Source organism: Azospirillum aestuarii (assembly GCF_016632405.1).
In the GTDB taxonomy this organism is placed as follows: domain Bacteria; phylum Pseudomonadota; class Alphaproteobacteria; order Azospirillales; family Azospirillaceae; genus Azospirillum; species Azospirillum aestuarii.
Window position 1 is genome coordinate 1 of sequence record NZ_JAEPIV010000036.1, and the last position, 16,776, is coordinate 16,776.

15 protein-coding genes and 1 pseudogene are annotated in these 16,776 nt (G+C 68.2%); 14 read left to right on the forward strand and 2 right to left on the reverse strand.

The features are described 5' to 3' along the window. The first annotated feature begins 378 nt into the window (after nucleotides 1–378). The 3 genes from JJL56_RS29285 to JJL56_RS29295 all read left to right on the forward strand — a co-directional run bounded on the left by JJL56_RS29285 (nucleotide 379) and on the right by JJL56_RS29295 (nucleotide 3,611). Entirely contained in the window at nucleotides 379–1,722 is a 1,344-nt protein-coding gene (locus JJL56_RS29285; RefSeq protein WP_200487340.1) for a calcium-binding protein, read from the forward strand. A gap of 56 nt (nucleotides 1,723–1,778) precedes the next feature. Further along, nucleotides 1,779–2,216: a hypothetical protein gene (locus tag JJL56_RS29290; RefSeq protein ID WP_211112006.1), complete on the forward strand. Its 438-nt coding sequence runs from the start codon at nucleotides 1,779–1,781 to the stop codon at nucleotides 2,214–2,216. Between the two features lie 603 nt (nucleotides 2,217–2,819). After that, complete coding sequence (locus tag JJL56_RS29295; RefSeq protein ID WP_200487342.1) at nucleotides 2,820–3,611, forward strand: DUF3891 family protein; 792 nt, start codon at nucleotides 2,820–2,822, stop codon at nucleotides 3,609–3,611. Nucleotides 3,612–4,068: 457 nt separating this feature from the next. Here the strand turns inward: JJL56_RS29295 and JJL56_RS29300 are convergent. Continuing rightward, nucleotides 4,069–4,783: pseudogene (locus tag JJL56_RS29300) on the reverse strand (IS6 family transposase). Nucleotides 4,784–5,027: 244 nt separating this feature from the next. Between JJL56_RS29300 and JJL56_RS29305 the strand changes: the two are divergent. The 11 genes from JJL56_RS29305 to JJL56_RS29355 all read left to right on the forward strand — a co-directional run bounded on the left by JJL56_RS29305 (nucleotide 5,028) and on the right by JJL56_RS29355 (nucleotide 14,830). After that, nucleotides 5,028–5,687 (forward strand): flagellar hook assembly protein FlgD, encoded by a 660-nt coding sequence (locus JJL56_RS29305; RefSeq protein ID WP_200487344.1) that lies wholly within the window; start codon nucleotides 5,028–5,030, stop codon nucleotides 5,685–5,687. Nucleotides 5,688–5,727: 40 nt separating this feature from the next. Next, on the forward strand, nucleotides 5,728–7,038 hold the full coding sequence (gene flgE, locus JJL56_RS29310) for a flagellar hook protein FlgE (protein ID WP_200487346.1): 1,311 nt from the start codon (nucleotides 5,728–5,730) through the stop codon (nucleotides 7,036–7,038). 11 nt (nucleotides 7,039–7,049) lie between these two features. Then, the gene (locus JJL56_RS29315) at nucleotides 7,050–7,307 is read left to right on the forward strand and encodes a hypothetical protein (protein ID WP_200487348.1); all 258 of its coding nucleotides are present in this window, start codon (nucleotides 7,050–7,052) and stop codon (nucleotides 7,305–7,307) included. A 31-nt stretch (nucleotides 7,308–7,338) separates the two neighbouring features. Then, nucleotides 7,339–7,794, forward strand: coding sequence for a hypothetical protein (locus JJL56_RS29320; RefSeq protein WP_200487350.1), 456 nt, complete (start codon nucleotides 7,339–7,341; stop codon nucleotides 7,792–7,794). A 22-nt stretch (nucleotides 7,795–7,816) separates the two neighbouring features. After that, the gene (gene flgK, locus JJL56_RS29325) at nucleotides 7,817–9,538 is read left to right on the forward strand and encodes a flagellar hook-associated protein FlgK (protein WP_200487352.1); all 1,722 of its coding nucleotides are present in this window, start codon (nucleotides 7,817–7,819) and stop codon (nucleotides 9,536–9,538) included. A 156-nt stretch (nucleotides 9,539–9,694) separates the two neighbouring features. Next, on the forward strand, nucleotides 9,695–10,600 hold the full coding sequence (locus tag JJL56_RS29330) for a flagellin (protein ID WP_200487353.1): 906 nt from the start codon (nucleotides 9,695–9,697) through the stop codon (nucleotides 10,598–10,600). A 106-nt stretch (nucleotides 10,601–10,706) separates the two neighbouring features. Then, a complete protein-coding gene (locus JJL56_RS29335; protein ID WP_200487355.1) occupies nucleotides 10,707–11,531 on the forward strand; it encodes a flagellin in 825 nt (274 codons plus the stop codon). Between the two features lie 118 nt (nucleotides 11,532–11,649). After that, a complete protein-coding gene (fliD, locus tag JJL56_RS29340; protein ID WP_200487356.1) occupies nucleotides 11,650–13,347 on the forward strand; it encodes a flagellar filament capping protein FliD in 1,698 nt (565 codons plus the stop codon). Nucleotides 13,348–13,400: 53 nt separating this feature from the next. Next, nucleotides 13,401–13,883 carry a flagellar export chaperone FliS gene (locus tag JJL56_RS29345; RefSeq protein WP_200487358.1) on the forward strand — a complete coding sequence of 161 codons (483 nt, stop codon included), beginning with the start codon at nucleotides 13,401–13,403 and terminating at the stop codon, nucleotides 13,881–13,883. Between the two features lie 52 nt (nucleotides 13,884–13,935). Next, nucleotides 13,936–14,514: an RNA polymerase sigma factor gene (locus JJL56_RS29350; protein ID WP_247890543.1), complete on the forward strand. Its 579-nt coding sequence runs from the start codon at nucleotides 13,936–13,938 to the stop codon at nucleotides 14,512–14,514. 4 nt (nucleotides 14,515–14,518) lie between these two features. Then, on the forward strand, nucleotides 14,519–14,830 hold the full coding sequence (locus tag JJL56_RS29355) for a hypothetical protein (protein ID WP_200487361.1): 312 nt from the start codon (nucleotides 14,519–14,521) through the stop codon (nucleotides 14,828–14,830). 61 nt (nucleotides 14,831–14,891) lie between these two features. Here the strand turns inward: JJL56_RS29355 and JJL56_RS29360 are convergent, their stop codons facing one another. Then, nucleotides 14,892–16,748 carry a tetratricopeptide repeat protein gene (locus JJL56_RS29360; RefSeq protein ID WP_200487362.1) on the reverse strand — a complete coding sequence of 619 codons (1,857 nt, stop codon included), beginning with the start codon at nucleotides 16,746–16,748 and terminating at the stop codon, nucleotides 14,892–14,894. Nucleotides 16,749–16,776 lie beyond the last annotated feature (28 nt).

Consider the following 16,776-nt stretch of genomic DNA (forward strand, 5'->3'; position numbering starts at 1 on the left):
TGACACGAACCTGAACCAAGCTTATTCCAACCGCAAATCTGTCCGGGAAACGGGGACCAGCTCAGGTCACCACCGAGCTGCAACGCAACCTGGCAATCGTCAAGCGTCCCCGCGAGACGAAGGGCTTCGCCGTGGTCGGCTGGCGGTGGATCGTGGAGCGCACCTTCTATCGTTACTGCGTGACACCCTCCGACCAGATCGTCTTCCTCGAATATCGGTTGAGCCTGCGAATGAAGGTAATCCTCAACCGGTCGGAACGCCGACCGTAGAAAGAAGACTACCACCGTCAATAACACACTCCCCTTCCCTGCGCTCGACAGCATTCGGTTGCCTGCAAACACTCGCAAAGCAAGAAGATGTTTGCTGAGGAGGCGAGAAATGGTTGCCTACACGTCGTTTCAGGGCGAGACGCTGGAACTGACCCCGTGGGAGGGGCGCAACATCGTTCTTCTCACTCAATCGTCCGACCTCGACGCCGGCGTGATGCAGACCATCGTCTCCAAACTCGACGAAGCCTATGATTTCTATGCACGCATCACCGGGCGAGAGCCGAGTCCGAATTTCACCTACAACGGCAAAGCCTCGATCGCCGAGGTTGAAAACACCTGTGGTGCCGGATGCGGATGGCTAGGCTCCACCGGAATCGAGATTATGCCCCCATATTTCAATACCCTCTACACTGGGGTGCGCGACGCCGGCCTCTATGACCAGGTGCTCTTCTACGAGCTCGGCCGGAACTTCTGGTTCTACGACCAGCCCCTCCTTGGCCTTCCGTCCTTCACGACCGGGTTCGCCATCGAGAACCGCTTCCTGTCCATGGACGCCTCCGACGTCAACGGAGGCCCCTTCAACGAACAGGTCAGTTGGGACCAGTTGGTCACCTTCATCCAGCAGGACATGTCACAACTCTACTTCTCCAACCCCAATCTCGACTGGCGCAACACGCTGGCCACCGACACCGCCCCACAGAATCCCTACAACTTTGGCGGTGCCGACCTCGCGGGATCGCTGCTCCATCGCCTCTACGAGGACTTCGGCGAAGACAATTACGCCCGCTTCTGGCAAAGCCTCATCACCAAGGAGGCCGCGGCCACGCCGGAACAGGCGCGCGCGAACTTCCTGGCGGCGGCTAAGGACGCCACCGGCGTCGATTACAGCTGGCTGTTCAAGGAGGGCTGGCAGTTCAAGACCGGCACCGGAAACGGCGACACGCTGCGCTCCGACGCCAAGAAGGGCAATTACGCGGTGCTTGGCTTCGGTGGCGATGACACCCTGCGAGGCTCGAAGAATGCCGAGCTGATGGTCGGCGGGCTCGGGAACGACACCCTGTACGGCGACCGCGGGAACGACACCCTGCTCGGCAGCGTCGGCGATGACTGGATCCAGGGCGGCGAGGGCGTCGACCTGCTGGCCGGCGGCGACGGCAAGGACCGCTTCGTCATCCGGAGCGTCAAAGAGGCGGGCAACAGCGCGCAGCACGATTCCATCCTCGACTTCTCCATGGACGACACCCTCGACGTGAGCGGCATCGACGCCAACACCCGCCAGCGCGGAGACCAAGCCTTCACCTTCATCAACAGCGCAGAGTTCCACAGCAAGGCCGGCGAGCTGCGCTGGGCGGGCGGCATGGTGCAGGGCGATGTCAACGGAGACGGCCGTGCCGACTTCCAGATCACCCTGCAGGGCCTGGACAAGCTTCTCGGCGGCAACATCATCCTTTGAGAGGTTCCGGCAGGTTTCGCGCCATCTTGCCGGCGGTGCGGTGGTCAGGAGCAGCCATGGCCATTGCCGAAGGGCGGACAATGACAGTGCAGCGTCGCGGATTTCTGGCGGCCGTTGCCGTCCTGACGGGATCTTGCGCCAACCCACAGGCGGAGCTGGCGTTGCGCGCGCCAACGGCCATGGTCGGCATGAGCAAGGGGGATCTAATGGCGTGCGCCGGCGTACCGGAGCGCATGGCCGCCGTCGGCGACGCCGAGTTCATGATCTACACCCGGCAACAGACCCTCATCGACCGCGACGTCGATTGGGAACCCAATCCGTGGCTGGGACCGCGGGGACCGCTCCTCTGGGAGCCCGACGTTACGACCTATGTCCGGACCTATCGGTGCGAGGCCACGGTCGTGCTTCGTGAGGACCGCATCGTCGAGGTCCGCTACAACCAGAACCGCGACGCCACCCTCTGTTACCAGATCGTCGGCAACTGCGTGCGGTAAACGCGCAAGATCAGCGGTGTCGGATTGGGCTGCCTTTCATCCGGCCAAGCCAGAGATCGTCTCGGTCCGCATGCGCACGTCACCCAACATTCGGTATGCCAAGACGCCTGACAGCAAGTAGGTTTTCAACATTTCCCCATGACGATGCCACCTGGGCATTGTTCTGGCGTGAGGAGGCACCATGAAGTCTCACCGACCCGCACCCCGGACCTTGTCACCATTCGCCCGCCCTGATGGGGCCTGCCTTGGCCGCCCTCCGGAGGAGGACGATGATGAGCCCGTCCCCGCCCCGCCAGCGGAACCCGAGGAAGCTGCCGTCCAGCCTGCCGAGCCAATGAACCCGGCTTGACCCAAAGCGGGACTTCTGCGCAGGGGTTGGAGGTGCGCCTCATACCGTCCGGGCAGCATGGGCTTTTTGAACCAAGCCAAGGAAAACGCGGAAAAGCCCATGGCCGAATTGGGGTCATCGGGTAAGCGGGACGAGCGTTCCATCCATTCGGCCGACCGGCACGCTTGCATCCAAAGAGACGATCCCCGGCAGCATCCGTTTACAGGGCCCAGGTCGCCAGCCTCGGGCTCGACCATGAGCTGGAGGAATTGACCATGCTGTTTCGCGATGTCGGCAAAGATGTGATCGCCATCCCGCAGCCGAGCCATGCCTGGCTGTCAGGTCAGTTGCTCCGCGCCTGGGGCAATGAGGTCTTCGCTCCGCCCGTACCCTACGAGGAGGTCTGCCTCGGGGCGGAACTGCACGACATCGGCTGGCTGTCCTGGGAAGTCGCCCCGACGCTGGCCCCCCAGACCGCCCGCCCGCACAGCTTCCAGGAACTCGGCACGGCCATTCATACCAGCCTTTGGACGGACGGTGTGCGCCGCGCGCTCGCGTTCGGGCGCTATCCGGCCCTCCTCGTCTCGCTGCACGCCGACACGATCTACGGCAGCTTTTTCGATTTCGCCAAGGCGTCGCCGGAGGATGCCGCGCTGGTTCGCCGCTTCTTGGACGACCAGCACCGCTTCCAACGCGCCTGCATCGAGGCGCTGTCGGGCAACCCGCGTTACTCGCCAGCTCTCTCCCCGCAAGCGATCGAGCGCAACCGATTGCTTGTCGCCGCTGTGGACCGCATGTCCTTGCAGATCGGATGGGGTCTCACCAGCGAAGCTTGCATTCCCAATGTTCCGACCATCGGCGAGGCCCGGACGGAGATCCACGTCCGTTCACCGTCTGGCGATCCGGCGGAACTGGTTGTCGATCCTTGGCCCTTCGCTGCCGACCATGTCGAAGTGGTCTGCGAGGGGCGGCTCCTGCGCGGCCGTTTCACCGACGAGCGGGCGATGCGTCAGGCGCTGAACGACGCGGAGCCCATCACCATCTCAACTGTGTTGAAGCATCCGTAACGTCGGTTACCCGCTCGGATTTCCCGCCAGATATTCCCACCCACGCACACGTCTCATGAGGGGTGGTGAATGGACCTGAATTTTGGAATCGTACTAGCTTTATCAGAAATTGATAGGAATTTGCGCCGAAGCCCACATTGTTGCTTAAGCAAAGTTTGCTATTAGAAACTATCTTTAGAAAAACTCTGATTAAACCATTGATTCCGGAGGGATAGGGTCGCTCTGGTATCGAGAAAACAATGTCTTTGACGCTCAGATTTTTCAAAGAAATTTTTCAGAAGAAAGCAACACCCGCCCTGCGGCGGCGACCAGGAGCGTCCACAGCGCTCCCGATCGGTCACGTGCCACCACCCCACCCCTTTCCATGTCCTTGTCGCCGCCAACGATCGGGTGGTCCGCCTGCACGGTTTCGTTGCGAAGTCTAGCCGAGGGTGATCGCGCCCCCGGCTCAGCAACTTTAGGCGGCAACCCCGAACAGGGTGGCGATGAAGGCGACCTGGGCCGACATGTCGTTGGCGGGCATGGCGGCGACCTGCCCTTTGCGCACCATCGCCATGACCTCATGGCCAGCGATGGTCCGCCGCGCGGTGTGGAAGCTCTTGAAGCCGAGCCCTGGCCGGACCAACCGCTTGATCCGGCGGTGATTTTGCTCAACGATATTGTTAAGATACTTGACTTGTCGGAGCTTGGCAAAGCGCCACAGCTCGTTGTCTTTCTTCATCACTTTAGTCGCGCTCGGGTAGGCGGCGTTCTTGTCGACGGTGATGGTGCGCGGGTTGACCGTGTGCGCCTGCCTCAGCGCCTTGCGGAAGAAGCGGCGCGCGGCCGCGGCATCGCGTTTGGCACTGAGGAGGAAGTCGATGGTCTGCCCACGCGCGTCGACGGCGCGGTACAGGTACATCCACCGCCCCTTCACCCTCACGTAGGTCTCGTCCACCCGCCAGGAGCCGGTCGTCATGCCCAGGTGCGGGCGCAGGCGCTTGTCGATCTCCGGTGCGGTTCACCTGGATCCAGCGGTACAGGGTCGTGTGGTCGACCGAAACGCCGCGGTCGGCCAGCATGCACTCGAGATCGCGGTAGCTGATTGGGAACTGCAGGTACCAGCGCACCGCCCACAAGATGACGTCGGACGTGAATTGCCGCCCTTTGAACGGGTTCCTCTTCGACCGCATCACCCCGTCACCCCAGCTGCCGAACCGGCCAGGGTTCTACGCGATCTGGCCTGCGTGGCAAACCCTGCAACAGAACCAAAAAAACTCCGCCAGCTTTTCCGATCCCCTCCGTGGATAGCCACAGAACGGGACAACGCTCCGCCCTGCGGCGCTTCCTCCCGGACCACACGCCGGAACCATCATGCCGAAACGGGCGCGGAATCCCCGATTCCTGCGACGGGGAGGCTGCATCCTGGAGGCCGCCATGCAGGTTGACTCGCTCAGCTCCTCGACCGTCACAACCACCTCGTCCGCCAAAAGCTCATCTGCCTCGCTGGCCGGCAGCTACCAGTCCTTCCTGACGCTTCTGCTGAAGCAGCTGGAGGTGCAGGACCCGACCAACCCGGTGGACACCGCGCAATACACCAGCCAGCTCGTGCAGCTCTCCTCGCTGGAGCAGCAGATGTCCATGAGCGACAAGCTGGACGAGCTGACCTCGGCGGTGCAGGCGCTGGGAACCGGCAGTTCGGCGCTCGGCTATCTCGGGCGGACGGTGACGGCGGAGGGCGACACGACCGCCCTGCAGAACGGTGCCGCCAACTGGGAATATTCGCTGAACAGCGAGGCCGCGTCGGTCACCCTGACGGTGCGCGACGAGGACGGGGCCATCGTCTACCAGGACAGCGGCGCCACCGGCCAGGGCAGCCATTCCTTCACTTGGGACGGCACGGGGCGCGACGGCGCGGTCCACAGCTCGGGCGCCTACAGCCTGACCGTCACCGCGGAGGACGCCGGCAAGACCGCCATCGCCACCGAGACGCGAATCAAGGGCACGGTCACCTCCGTGGACACCTCCGGCACCACCGCGGCGCTGGGCATCGGCGGCGTGAGCGTGTCCGCCGACGACGTGCTGTCGCTGAGCTGACCCCCCCTCCCCCATCCATTTCCTTGCGACAGGTGCGACGATGAGCATCACCAGCGCGATGTACAGCGCCACGTCCGGCCTGATGGCGCAGAGCAAGGCGCTCGCCTCCATCTCCAGCAACATCGCCAATTCCAGCACGACCGGCTTCAAGAGCACCGGGACGAACTTCAACTCCTACATCAACAAGACCTCGACCATCGACGAGCAGACCGGCGGCGTGCTGGCCACCACCTACCGCAACATCAGCGCGCAGGGCGAGATCCAGTCGTCGTCGGTCTCCACCAACATGGCGATCAACGGCGAGGGCTTCTTCGTGGTGTCGGAGGAGACCGCGGACGGCACCGTCGCCTTCACCCGCAACGGCTCCTTCTCCACCGACGCCCAGGGCTACCTGTCGAACAGCGAGGGCTACTATCTCTACGGCTGGGCGCTGAACGCCAACGGCACCGTCGCCGCCGGCAACAAGGGGTCGGTGGACAGTCTCGTCCCGGTCAATGTCGCCAACATCAAGGGCACGCCCAAGGCGACCTCGACCATGGGAATCGACGCCAACCTGCCCTCGGACGCGGACACCGGCGACAGCTTCACCACCGACATGGAGATGTTCGACAGCCTGGGCGTCAGCCACTCCATCACCCTGAGCTGGACCAAGACCGGCGAGAACAGCTGGGAGCTGGACGCCTCCGACCCCGTCATGTCCTCCGACGCCACCCGGACCACCGGGACCATCGCCGGTTTCCCCATCCAGCTCTCCTTCAACACCGACGGCACGCTGGCCTCCGCCGCCACGGTGGCCGCGGACGGCACGACGACCGCCGCCGACCTGTCCGCCCTGTCCTTCTCCGTCGATGGATGGACCACCGGGGCCGGCGGCAGCGCGGTCGCGCTGAACCTCGGCACCGCCAACAGCAACAACGGGCTGACCCAGCACGCATCCGGCGACAGCACGCCCTCGGTCAGCGTCGAGACCACGACGCAGAACGGCTATAAGCCCGGCTCCCTGACCGGCACGACCATCGGCAAGGACGGCATCGTCCGCGCCGTCTTCGACAACGGCGAGACGCGGGCGATCTACCAGATCCCCATCGCCACCTTCGCCAACGCTGACGGGCTGGAAAGCGTCACCGGCACCACCTTCACCCAGACGGCGGGAGCCGGGCAGTACCAGCTCCGCACAGCGGGCGACGCCAAGGCCGGGACGGTGACGGCGGGCGCGCTGGAAAGCTCCACGGTCGAGCTGACCGACGAGTTCAGCCGCATGATCGTCGCGCAGCAGGCCTATTCCGCCGCCTCCAAGGTCATCACGACCTCGCAGGACATGATGGACACGCTGATCGCCATGAAGCGCTGACGGTGACGGCCATGCACCCGCCGCAACCGCTTCTCGACGGCGAAGCCGTTCTGGACGCCGAGCTGCGCCGCCTTGCCCGCCGGGTGGACCGCCACCGGTCCCAGCCGGTTCCGGGAGCGGCGGAGCGCCTCGCGCTGATCGACGACCTGCTGGGCCTGCGGGCGCGCATCGCCGCGGCACGGGCCGCGGTGCAGGCGGCGATCCGGCAGACCGGCAGCGCCCAGCGCGCCGCCACCGCCTACCGCCGAACCGGCGCCCTGCGCGGCTGATCCTCTCCCCTTTTTTCCAAGGAGACCTCCAATGCTCCCCACCCCGCATGGCTCGCCCACACCTCCCCGGCCCGCCGCCCGCCCGGACCCAGTGGCGGTCATCGCCCGCTTCGTCGCGGAGTTGGAAGACCACGCGGAGCGCGCCGCTAGTGCCGCGCGGGATGGCCACGCGGTGGACGCCCTGCGGGCGGCCGGCGCCATGCAGATGCTCCTGCACGCCCAGGCCGGGACGCTGCGCGACGCGGTGGCCGCGGCGCAGAGCAAGCGCATCCCGTTGGAAACCCGGCTGGCGGTGCGCAAGGCGCTGGACGGCGCGCTGGCCCCGCTCGGGCGGTCGGTGCGCGCGCTGGAGGCGCAGGCGAAGGCCCGGCAGGCCCGGCAGGCGGCCATCGGCGCGGCGCTGCGCGCCGCCGCCGCCACTCCGGCGCGCTCCTACGCGGCGCTCGGGCGGATGGCCGGCGCGAAGCGCGTCGCCGTCACCGCCTGACCCGCCGCACAGGAGAGCCGTCATGTCCCTGCGCGTCGCCGGCAGCATCGCCACCTCCGCGCTGCGCACCAACGAGGTGAGCATGGCGGTCGCCTCGGCCAACGTCGCCAATGCGGGCACGGAGGGCTACACCCGCAAGACCGCCAAGGCGACGGCGAGCGACACCGCCATCGGCTTCACCGGGGTGGACGTCGCTGGCATCGGCAACACGGTCGACCGCTACCTGCTGACGTCACTGGTGTCGGCGCAGTCCGGACTGGGCCTCAGCCGGACGGTCAGCGACTATCTCGACCGTTTCCAGGAGCGGCTGGGCGCCACGACCTCCGCGTCGTCGCTCGGCTCGGTCATCGACACGCTGGGCGAGACGCTGGCCACGCTGGCGACCTCCCCGGAGAGCGGCAGCGCCAAGGCGGCGGCGGTGGACGACCTGACCGCGGTGGCGGAAACGCTGCGCTCCACCTCCAAGGCGGTGCAGGACCTGCGTGGCGAGGCCGACCACGCCATCGCCGACACGGTGACGCGGATCAACGGCACGCTCGACACGCTGAAGGACCTGAACGACCGCATCCAGACCGGCAAGGCGCTCGGCCAGGACACCAGCGACCTGGAGGACCAGCGCAACACCGCGCTCAAGAGCCTCGCCGGGGACATCGACATCCGCTACCAGACCGACGCCAACGGCATGGTCCGCGTCTCCACATCCTCCGGCACGTCGCTTCTGGACTCCGCTGTGCACCGGCTGTCCTACACGCCCGCCGCGACGGTCGGCGCCGGGACGAGCTTCGGCCCGATCACCATCGACGGGAAGGACGTCACCGGCACCGTCTCCTCCGGCACGCTGGGCGGGCTGATCCAGGTCCGCGACACCGACCTCCCGGCGCAGCAGGCCCGGCTGGACGAGTTGGCGCTGACGCTGAAGGACACGCTGAACGGCATCCACAACCAGGGCACCGCAGTCCCCCCGCCCAACGCGCTGACCGGTTCCACCGGCGTTGCGGGCAGCGACGCGCTGAACGGCGGCGGCACGCTGCGCGTCGCCGTCACGGCGGCGGACGGAACGGCGGTGGAGCTGCTGGACCTCGACCTCTCCGCCTACACCACCGTGCAGGAGGCGGTGGACGCCATCGACGCCATGGAGTCCCTCTCGGCCCACCTCGACGCCCAGGGGCGGCTGGTCATCCAGGCCGACGACTCCGCGAACGGCGTGGCGCTGGGCGGCGACGGCACCGCGGGGGCGGACGGCCAGGGATTCTCCGCCCGCTTCGGGCTGAACGACCTGCTGACCGGCACCGGCGCCGCCGACCTGAGGGTGAGCGACGCGATCGCTCAGGACAGCGGACGCTTGGCGACCGGCGCGCTCTCCACCGCAGCGACGCTGGCCGCCGGAGGATCGGCGCTGTCCGCCGGGGAGGGCTCGGTGGCGCAGGCACTGAAGACGGCCTTCTCCGGGACGCAGTCCTTCGACACGGCGGGCGGCCTGTCCGGGCGGACGGGCACCTTCTCCCACTATGCGGGCGCCATCGTCCAGGGGGCGGCGACCGCCGCCTCCCGCGCCGCCACCGCCTACGAGGACCAGGACTCCTACGCCAGCGGGCTGGAGTCCACGATGGCCTCGCAGAGCGGCGTGAACGTCAACGAGGAAACCGCCGCGATCAGCGCCCTGCAATCCGCCTACGAAGCTGCCGCCGCGGTCATGAAGGCGGTGCAGGAGATGTTCGACACGGCGCTGAATTTGGTTCGCTAAAGCGGATTGCGATCCGCTTTGGACCGCGACTGCGGTCCCGGCCGCGCATGCGGCCGGAGCCCGCCTCTCGCGGGAACTGGGTTCCCGCTGGCGGCAGGCGGATGCCACCGGCATCCGCCGAGAGCCGGCGCATGAGGCATATGAAAGGGGACCGGCATGGAACGGATCGCGACCTTCAACCACCAGAACCAGCTCGTCCGCTATATGCTGGCGGCGGAGTCGCGGGTGGCCGCCGCCCAGGTGCAGGCAGCGACCGGCGAGAAATCCGTCGATTACAAGGGCATCGCCGGCGACAGCGGGCGCCTCGTCAACCTGGAGAGCCACTACCGCCGCTCCGAACGCTATGTCGACGAGGGAGAGGTGGTCAGCGGGCGCATCCAGACCATGCACGACGCCGTGGGCGGGATGATCGACCTCGCCAACCGGGTACGCAGCCTCGTCGCCAGCCTCCAGGGGGCCGGGAGCGGCGCCGCGGATGGCATCAAAAGCGAGGCGCAGGCCCTGATGACGGAGTTCGCCGGGCTGCTGAACACCCAGCAGGAGGGCCGCTACCTGTTCGCCGGGGGGCGCACCGACCGTGCGCCGGTGTCGTTGGACGGCCTGCCGGCGGCGACCAGCCCCTCCGCCGCCGACACCGGCTATTACAAGGGCGACGGCAGCGTCTCCTACTTCCAGGCCGCCGACGACCTCATCGTCCAGTACGGCGTCACCGCCGACGACCCGTCCATCGAGAAGGCGCTGCGCTCCATCAGCCTGATCGCCAACATGCCGACCAACCCGGTGGACACCGCCCTGGTGGACGAGGCGTCCGACCTCGCCGACGCGGCGGCGGACGGGCTGACTGTGGTGCAGGCGACGCTCGGCTCCGCCTCCGCCACGCTGGAGCGGACCATCGACCGGCACCTGGAGGAGCAGCTCATCCTCCAGACCCACGTCGAGGACATCCGCAACATCGACCTCGCGGAGGCGACGACGCGGCTGTCACAGCTTCAGGCCAACCTGGAATCGACCATGAGCCTGATGAAGATCCTCCAGCAGACCAACCTGACCGATTTCCTCTGAGCCAAAGATTCCGCGCCAGCTTTCGCCGCGCCGGCCGTGAGACGCAATGAGGGCTGATGCACAGGCGGCCCCACCATCCGATCAGGCTCCGACCAGGAGGCACATCATGCCCGTCATCTCCACCAACACGGCGGCGAACTCCGCGCTGCGCTACCTGAACATCAACTCCGAGAACCAGTCGAGTTCGGTCTCCAAGATCGCCAGCGGCTCGCGCATCACCAAGGCGTCGGACGACGCGGCGGGGCTGGCCGTCGGCACCTCGCTGACCTCCGACATCACGGTGCTGAAGCAGGCGGCGACCAACGCCTCGCACGGCTCCTCGATCCTCCAGGCGGCGGACGGCGGCATGTCCCGCGTGTCCGACATCGTGCAGCGCATGCGCTCGCTGGCCACCCAGTCGCTGTCCGGCGCCGTCACCGACACCGAGCGCGGCTATCTGGACGCCGAGTTCCAGCAACTCATCGAGGAAATCGACGGCATCACGTCCGGCACCCGCTTCAACGACGACCCGCTGCTGGACGGCAACGGCGCCTGGGCCACCGGCGTGGATTTCCGCGTGGGCACCGAAAGCACGGACAAGATCACCGTCACCATCGCCAACGTGAACTCGACCGGGCTGTCCATCGGCACGCTGGACGTCGGCACCTCCGCCACGGCGAGCGCCGCGCTGACCGCGCTGGACACGGCGGTGGAAACGCTGTCGAGCGCGCGGGCCGACGTGGGCGCCCTGATCTCCCGCTTCGAGTTCCGCGGCCAGGTGCTGGACACCTCCATCGAGAACACCGAGGCGGCGCAGTCGGCGATCATGGACGTGGACGTCGCCGCGGAGCAGGCGGAGCTGGCCTCGACCAAGGTGCTGACCCAGGCGGCCATCGCCGTGCTGTCCCAGGCCAACGAGATGCCGCAGAACCTGCTGTCGCTGCTGCGGTAAGGCGGTTTTTCGCTCCCCTTCCCCATGGGGAAGGTCAGGGTGAGGGGGACGGGCGTGTGCCGAACGCACCACACCGCCCTCTCCCTCGCCCGCTCCCCCTTTCCCCGGATCAACGCCCATGACGACGGTGTCCTCGACGTCATCCTCGACCGCCGCATCGACCGGCAGCTCGTCGCTGATCGCCAGCGGGTCGGGCACGGGCATCGACTATTCGTCGCTGGTCGAGGCGTCGGTGCAGAAGCGCCTGTCGCGCGCCGACCGCATCGACACGACCATCACCGCCAACGAGGCCAGGATCGCCGCCTACGAGGACATGCAATCCCTGCTGCTGGCTGTGAACACGTCGCTGGACGGGCTGCGCAACCGCAGCGTCTCGACCGGCGGCGGCAGCAACCTGTTCGAGGAGCGCACCGCCTATCTGTCGGGAGGCGGCTCCACCGCGGCGGGCGACGTGCTGTCGGTGACCGCGGCGGACGGGGCGGAAACCGGCACCTATTCCATCGTGGTGGAGCAGGTCGCCACCCGCCACAAGATCGGTGCGGCGACCACCGCCAGCCAGAGCGCCGCGCTCGGCCAGTCCGGCACCCTCACGCTGGGCGTCGCGGGCGGCACCGCGGTGTCCATCGACGTGGAGGCCGGGGATTCCCTGACCGACCTCCGCGACGCCATCAACGCCCGGAAATCCACCAGCGGTGTGACCGCCAGCATCGTGAAGGTGACCGACAGCCAGTACCAGCTCATCCTCACCGCCAACGACACCGGCAAGGCGATCACACTTGATGATGGCGGCAGCGGCGTCCTCACCGGCCTCGGCCTGACCGACGCGGACGGCGGCTACGCCAACGAGCTGGTGGCGGCACGGAACGCCGTCGTCACCGTGGACGGGGTGCGGGTGGAGCGCAGCGGCAACACCATCACCGACGCCGTCGACGGGCTGACCTTCGACCTTTACGCCGCCCTGCCCGGCCAGACGATCGGGGTGGAGATCGGCACCGACCTGGCGTCGATCAAAAGCGCGATCACCGGCTTCGTGGACGCCTACAACGCCTTCCGCGCCTTCGCCCAAAGCCATCAGACCGTCGGCAGCAGCGGCACCGCGAGCAGCGACGCCACCCTGTTCGCGGACAGCCTGCTGCGGCAGGTCACAAAGTCGGTCTACGACGCGCTGAACGCGAAGGTGACGACGGACGACGGCGGCACCGTGTCGCTGGCCAGCCTGGGCATCACCTTCGCCAGCGACAACACGCTGACGGTGGACGAGACGGCGCTGAACGCCGCCCTGACCGGCGACATCGACGCGGTGCGCAAGCTGCTGGGGCTGGAGATGACCAGCTCCTCCACCGACCTGGAGCTGCTGCGTTACGACCGCAGCCTCGGCCGAACGGACTTTACGCTGGACATCACGGTGGCCGAGGACGGGACCCTGTCCGGCGCGTCGGTGGACGGCGACTCCTCGCTGTTCCGGGTCAGCGGCAACCGCATCATCGGCAACGACGGCACCGCCTTTGCCGGACTGGTGCTGGTCTACACCGGTCAGACCGGGTCGGTGGACGTCGGCTTCTCGCAAGGGCTGGCCGACCGGCTCTACACGACGCTCAACGGCATCGCGGCGAAGGACAGCGGCGACATCGCCCGGATCGTCTCGCAGCTCGACGCCGACAACACCGACATGACCCGGCGGTCCGACGACATCAAGACGAAGGCGGAGGACTACCGCACCCGCCTGACCGCCTACTACGCCCGGCTGGAGGCCAAGGCGGAGGCCGCGAACCTCCTGCTCCAGCAGCTGAAATACAAGGAAAGCAGCGACGATTGACGGCGCCGCGCGCCCGCCAACGCCACCGCATCCCCATCCGGAGAAGCCGCGCCATGCGCAACCCGACCCTGACCAAGGCCCTGTCCGCCTACGCTTCCGCCAACAGCGCGGCGCTGCCGCCCCTGGTTGCCGTCGTCCGCCTGTACGAGACGGCGGCGGCGCATCTGCATCAGGCGCGCGACGCCGCGCGGGACGGCCGTTTCGACGCCCATTTCCAGGCCATGGACCGCGCCATCACCATTCTCTTAGGGCTTGATTCGCTTCTGAAATTGGATAAAGGTGGGGATGTCGCGGCAACGCTGCGGCGCTTCTACCGGTCCCTGGTCCGGCAGGCCGGTCTGGCCGCCGCGCGCCGGGACCCCGTGGCCGCGACCGAGGCCATCATCCGCCAGTTGTCCTTCATGACGAAGGCTTGGCAGACCATCGCCGCAGAACGCGGCGCGGTCCCCAGTTCAACCGGTGCTTCGGCCAAAGGGTCGCACGCATCCGTGATCGGGAGATCCATGGATCATGCGCGCGGCGGCCTGTTCGGCTGAGGACGGCACACGTCCGTCCGGCACCCTTTCCAAATCCGTGTCCGGCAGGGGCATGACCGGCTTGGCGGCGGAGACCGACGAGGTCCTGATGGCGCGCATCCGTGCCGGGGATCAGGCGGCCTACCGCACGCTCGTCCACCGCCACCTGAAGCGCGCCTACGCGCTCGCCCGCCGCATGTCCGGCAGCGACGCCGAGGCGGAGGACATCGCCCAGGACGCCTTTCTCCAGGTCTGGCAGCGGCGCGGCCACTGGACCGACGAGGGGGCCAAATTCACCACATGGCTCTACCGGGTGGTGGTGAACCGCTGCATCGACCACAAGCGCCGCCCGGCGGGCGAGGATCTGGACTCCGTGCCCGAGCCGCCGGACCACGCCCCCGACGCCGTCACCCACATCCAGCGCCGGCAGGTGGCCGCCCGCCTGCGCGACGCCCAGGACCGGCTGCCGCCGCAGCAGCGCGCCGCCCTCGCCCTTTGTTATAACGAGGGCTTGAGCAGCGCCGAGGTTGCGACCATTATGCAAATCAGTGTAACTGCTGTGGAATCGCTGCTGAAACGCGCCCGTCAGCAGCTTCGCACGCTGTTGCGCGCCAGCGCGCAAGCCGCCAGGGATTCGTTCGAAGACGGATGACGCGATGACCGAAGACGAGTTTCGCGAGCTTCTGGACCGCCACGGCGGCGATCTGGAGCGCTGGCCCCGCGCGACGCTGCGGGAGGCGCGCCGCCTTCTCGCCCAGTCCATCGCGGCCCAGGCCATGCTGGACGAGATGGTGGCCATCGACCTTGCTCTGGCGGAAACGGACGGTGAGGCCACGCCCCCCGCCGATCTGGCCGACCGCATCTTCGAACGCGCCTTCGGCGCCAGGACAGCCGGCGCCGGGACGGCATCCTCCGACGCCTTGACGCCCGATGCCGCTCCTTTGCCGGGCATCAATCGTCCGGTCTGATCCCCTACCCGTCAAAAGGCGAGGATGCGCGGCGGCCCCGGCAACATCCGGCCGCCGCGGCTCAATGCCGCCGCAACGAGGGGGCCTGGGTGTGGTCGCGACGCGCCGGGCGGGCGGGAAGACGCGGCCCCGGCGCCTCCGCACCCGCCCGGCGCGCCAGGGCGGCGGCGCGGCCAAGATCCGCCGCGATGCGCCCCAGCGCCGCGGAAAGCGGCTCGCCCGCGCGGGGATGGAAGACCCGCATGGACGGGTACCAGGGACGCACGCCGCTGCCGAGATGGGTCCAGTCCCGCGCGCCGAAGCGCCAGACCGGCACGCCCAGCGCCCCGGCCAGTTCCGCCACCGAATTGGCCGGCGCGATCACCAGATCCAGGTTGGCGGTCAGCGCCGCCGTTCCTTCGAAATCGTTCTTCAGGTCGAGCCGCTCCAGCTCATAGATGGGCACGCCGAAGCGCGCCTCCGCCCGCAGGATCTCGGCCTCGCAGTCGTCGTACTGGAGGTTCACGAAGGTTACCCCCGGCACGCCCAGCACCGGCCCCCACGCGTCCAGCGGCAGATAGGACCATTGCCGCTCCATGGTCATCAGCTGGCTGCGCCACGCGATGCCCACGCGCAGGTCGCCGCCGATGCCGTCCAGTTGTTGCCGCCGGTCCAGCATCCGCGCCGGATCGGGAAACAGCCAGGAGGACCGCGGCGGGAAGTCCGCCAGCCCACCGCGCAGATAACGCGGCAGCGAGCCCGCGGGAATATGCAGATCGCAGTCCACCGTCTCCACCCGCGCCCGCCCGCGCAGCGGCTGCTCGGCCCGGACGGTGGCCTTGGGGAAGGAGCGGGCGAACAGCGGCAGCAGGCGCGGCTCGCACTCGATGACCACCCTCCCCGCCTGCCGGATGGCGTCGGCGTAGCAGGAGGCGAACAGGAATTCGTCCCCCACCCCCTGCTCCCGCCAGATGAACAGCCGTTTGCCGGCCAGCGGCTCCCCCCGCCATTCGGGGATGGAGAAGCGCCGCTCCCGTCCGGCGCGGCCGGCGGCGAAGCGGCAGGCGTAGTTGGCCCAGCCTTCGGCGAGCGCACCGCCTTCCAGTTCCGCCAGCCCGCGGTTGAAGCGGGCGAGCGGGTGGCCCGGCGACGCCGCCGCGGCCCGGTCGAACCAGCGCAGGGCATCGGCGCCACCGCGCCGCTGAACCGTCAGGCCGAGCGTGCACAGCGGGTCGGCCAGAGCCGGCGTCAGCGCCAGCGCGCGGCGGCAGGCCCGCTCCGCCTCTTCCAGTTGGCCCTCGCCGCTCAGCGCATAGGCCAGGACGCCGTGAAGCGCCGCGTGCTGCGGCGCCAGAGCCAGTGCCCGGCGCAGCACGACCCGCGCCTCGGCGAAGCGGTCCCGGTCGCGCAGCGCGCCGCCCAGGTTACCGAGCGCGTCCGTCTGCTGCGGGTCGAGCGCCAGCGCCGTCCGCCACGCCGCCGCGGCCTGGACGGTCGCGCCCAGATCCCGCAGCGCGTTGCCCAGATTGTTCCAGGTTCCGGCCTGCCGGGGATCGAGCGCCAGGGCGCGGAAGAGCTGGCGCACCGCCCTTTGCGGACGCCCGGCGGCCCGTTCCAGCACCGCGAGGTTGATCAGCGCCGCGCCATGGGCAGGGGCCAGTGCGAGCAGCGTGGCGAAGGCCGCCGCCGCGTCTGTCCAGCGCCCGCCGCGGCGGCAGGCGTCGGCCAGCGCCGCCCAGCCGTCCGCCCAGCCGGGTTGCAGCCGGAGGGCGCGCCGGAACCAGCGGATGGCCGCCTCCGTCCGCCCCAGCCGCGCCGCCGCCAGCCCGAGCAGGAAGGCGCCTTCTGCCCGCGCCGGGTCGTAAAGAACCGCCTGCCAAGGCGACCCGTGCCCGCCGCGCCGGCCCGCCGCCGGCGCGCTGTCGTGATGATCCGTCATGGCCTTGCGTTATTCTTCGGTGCGGCAG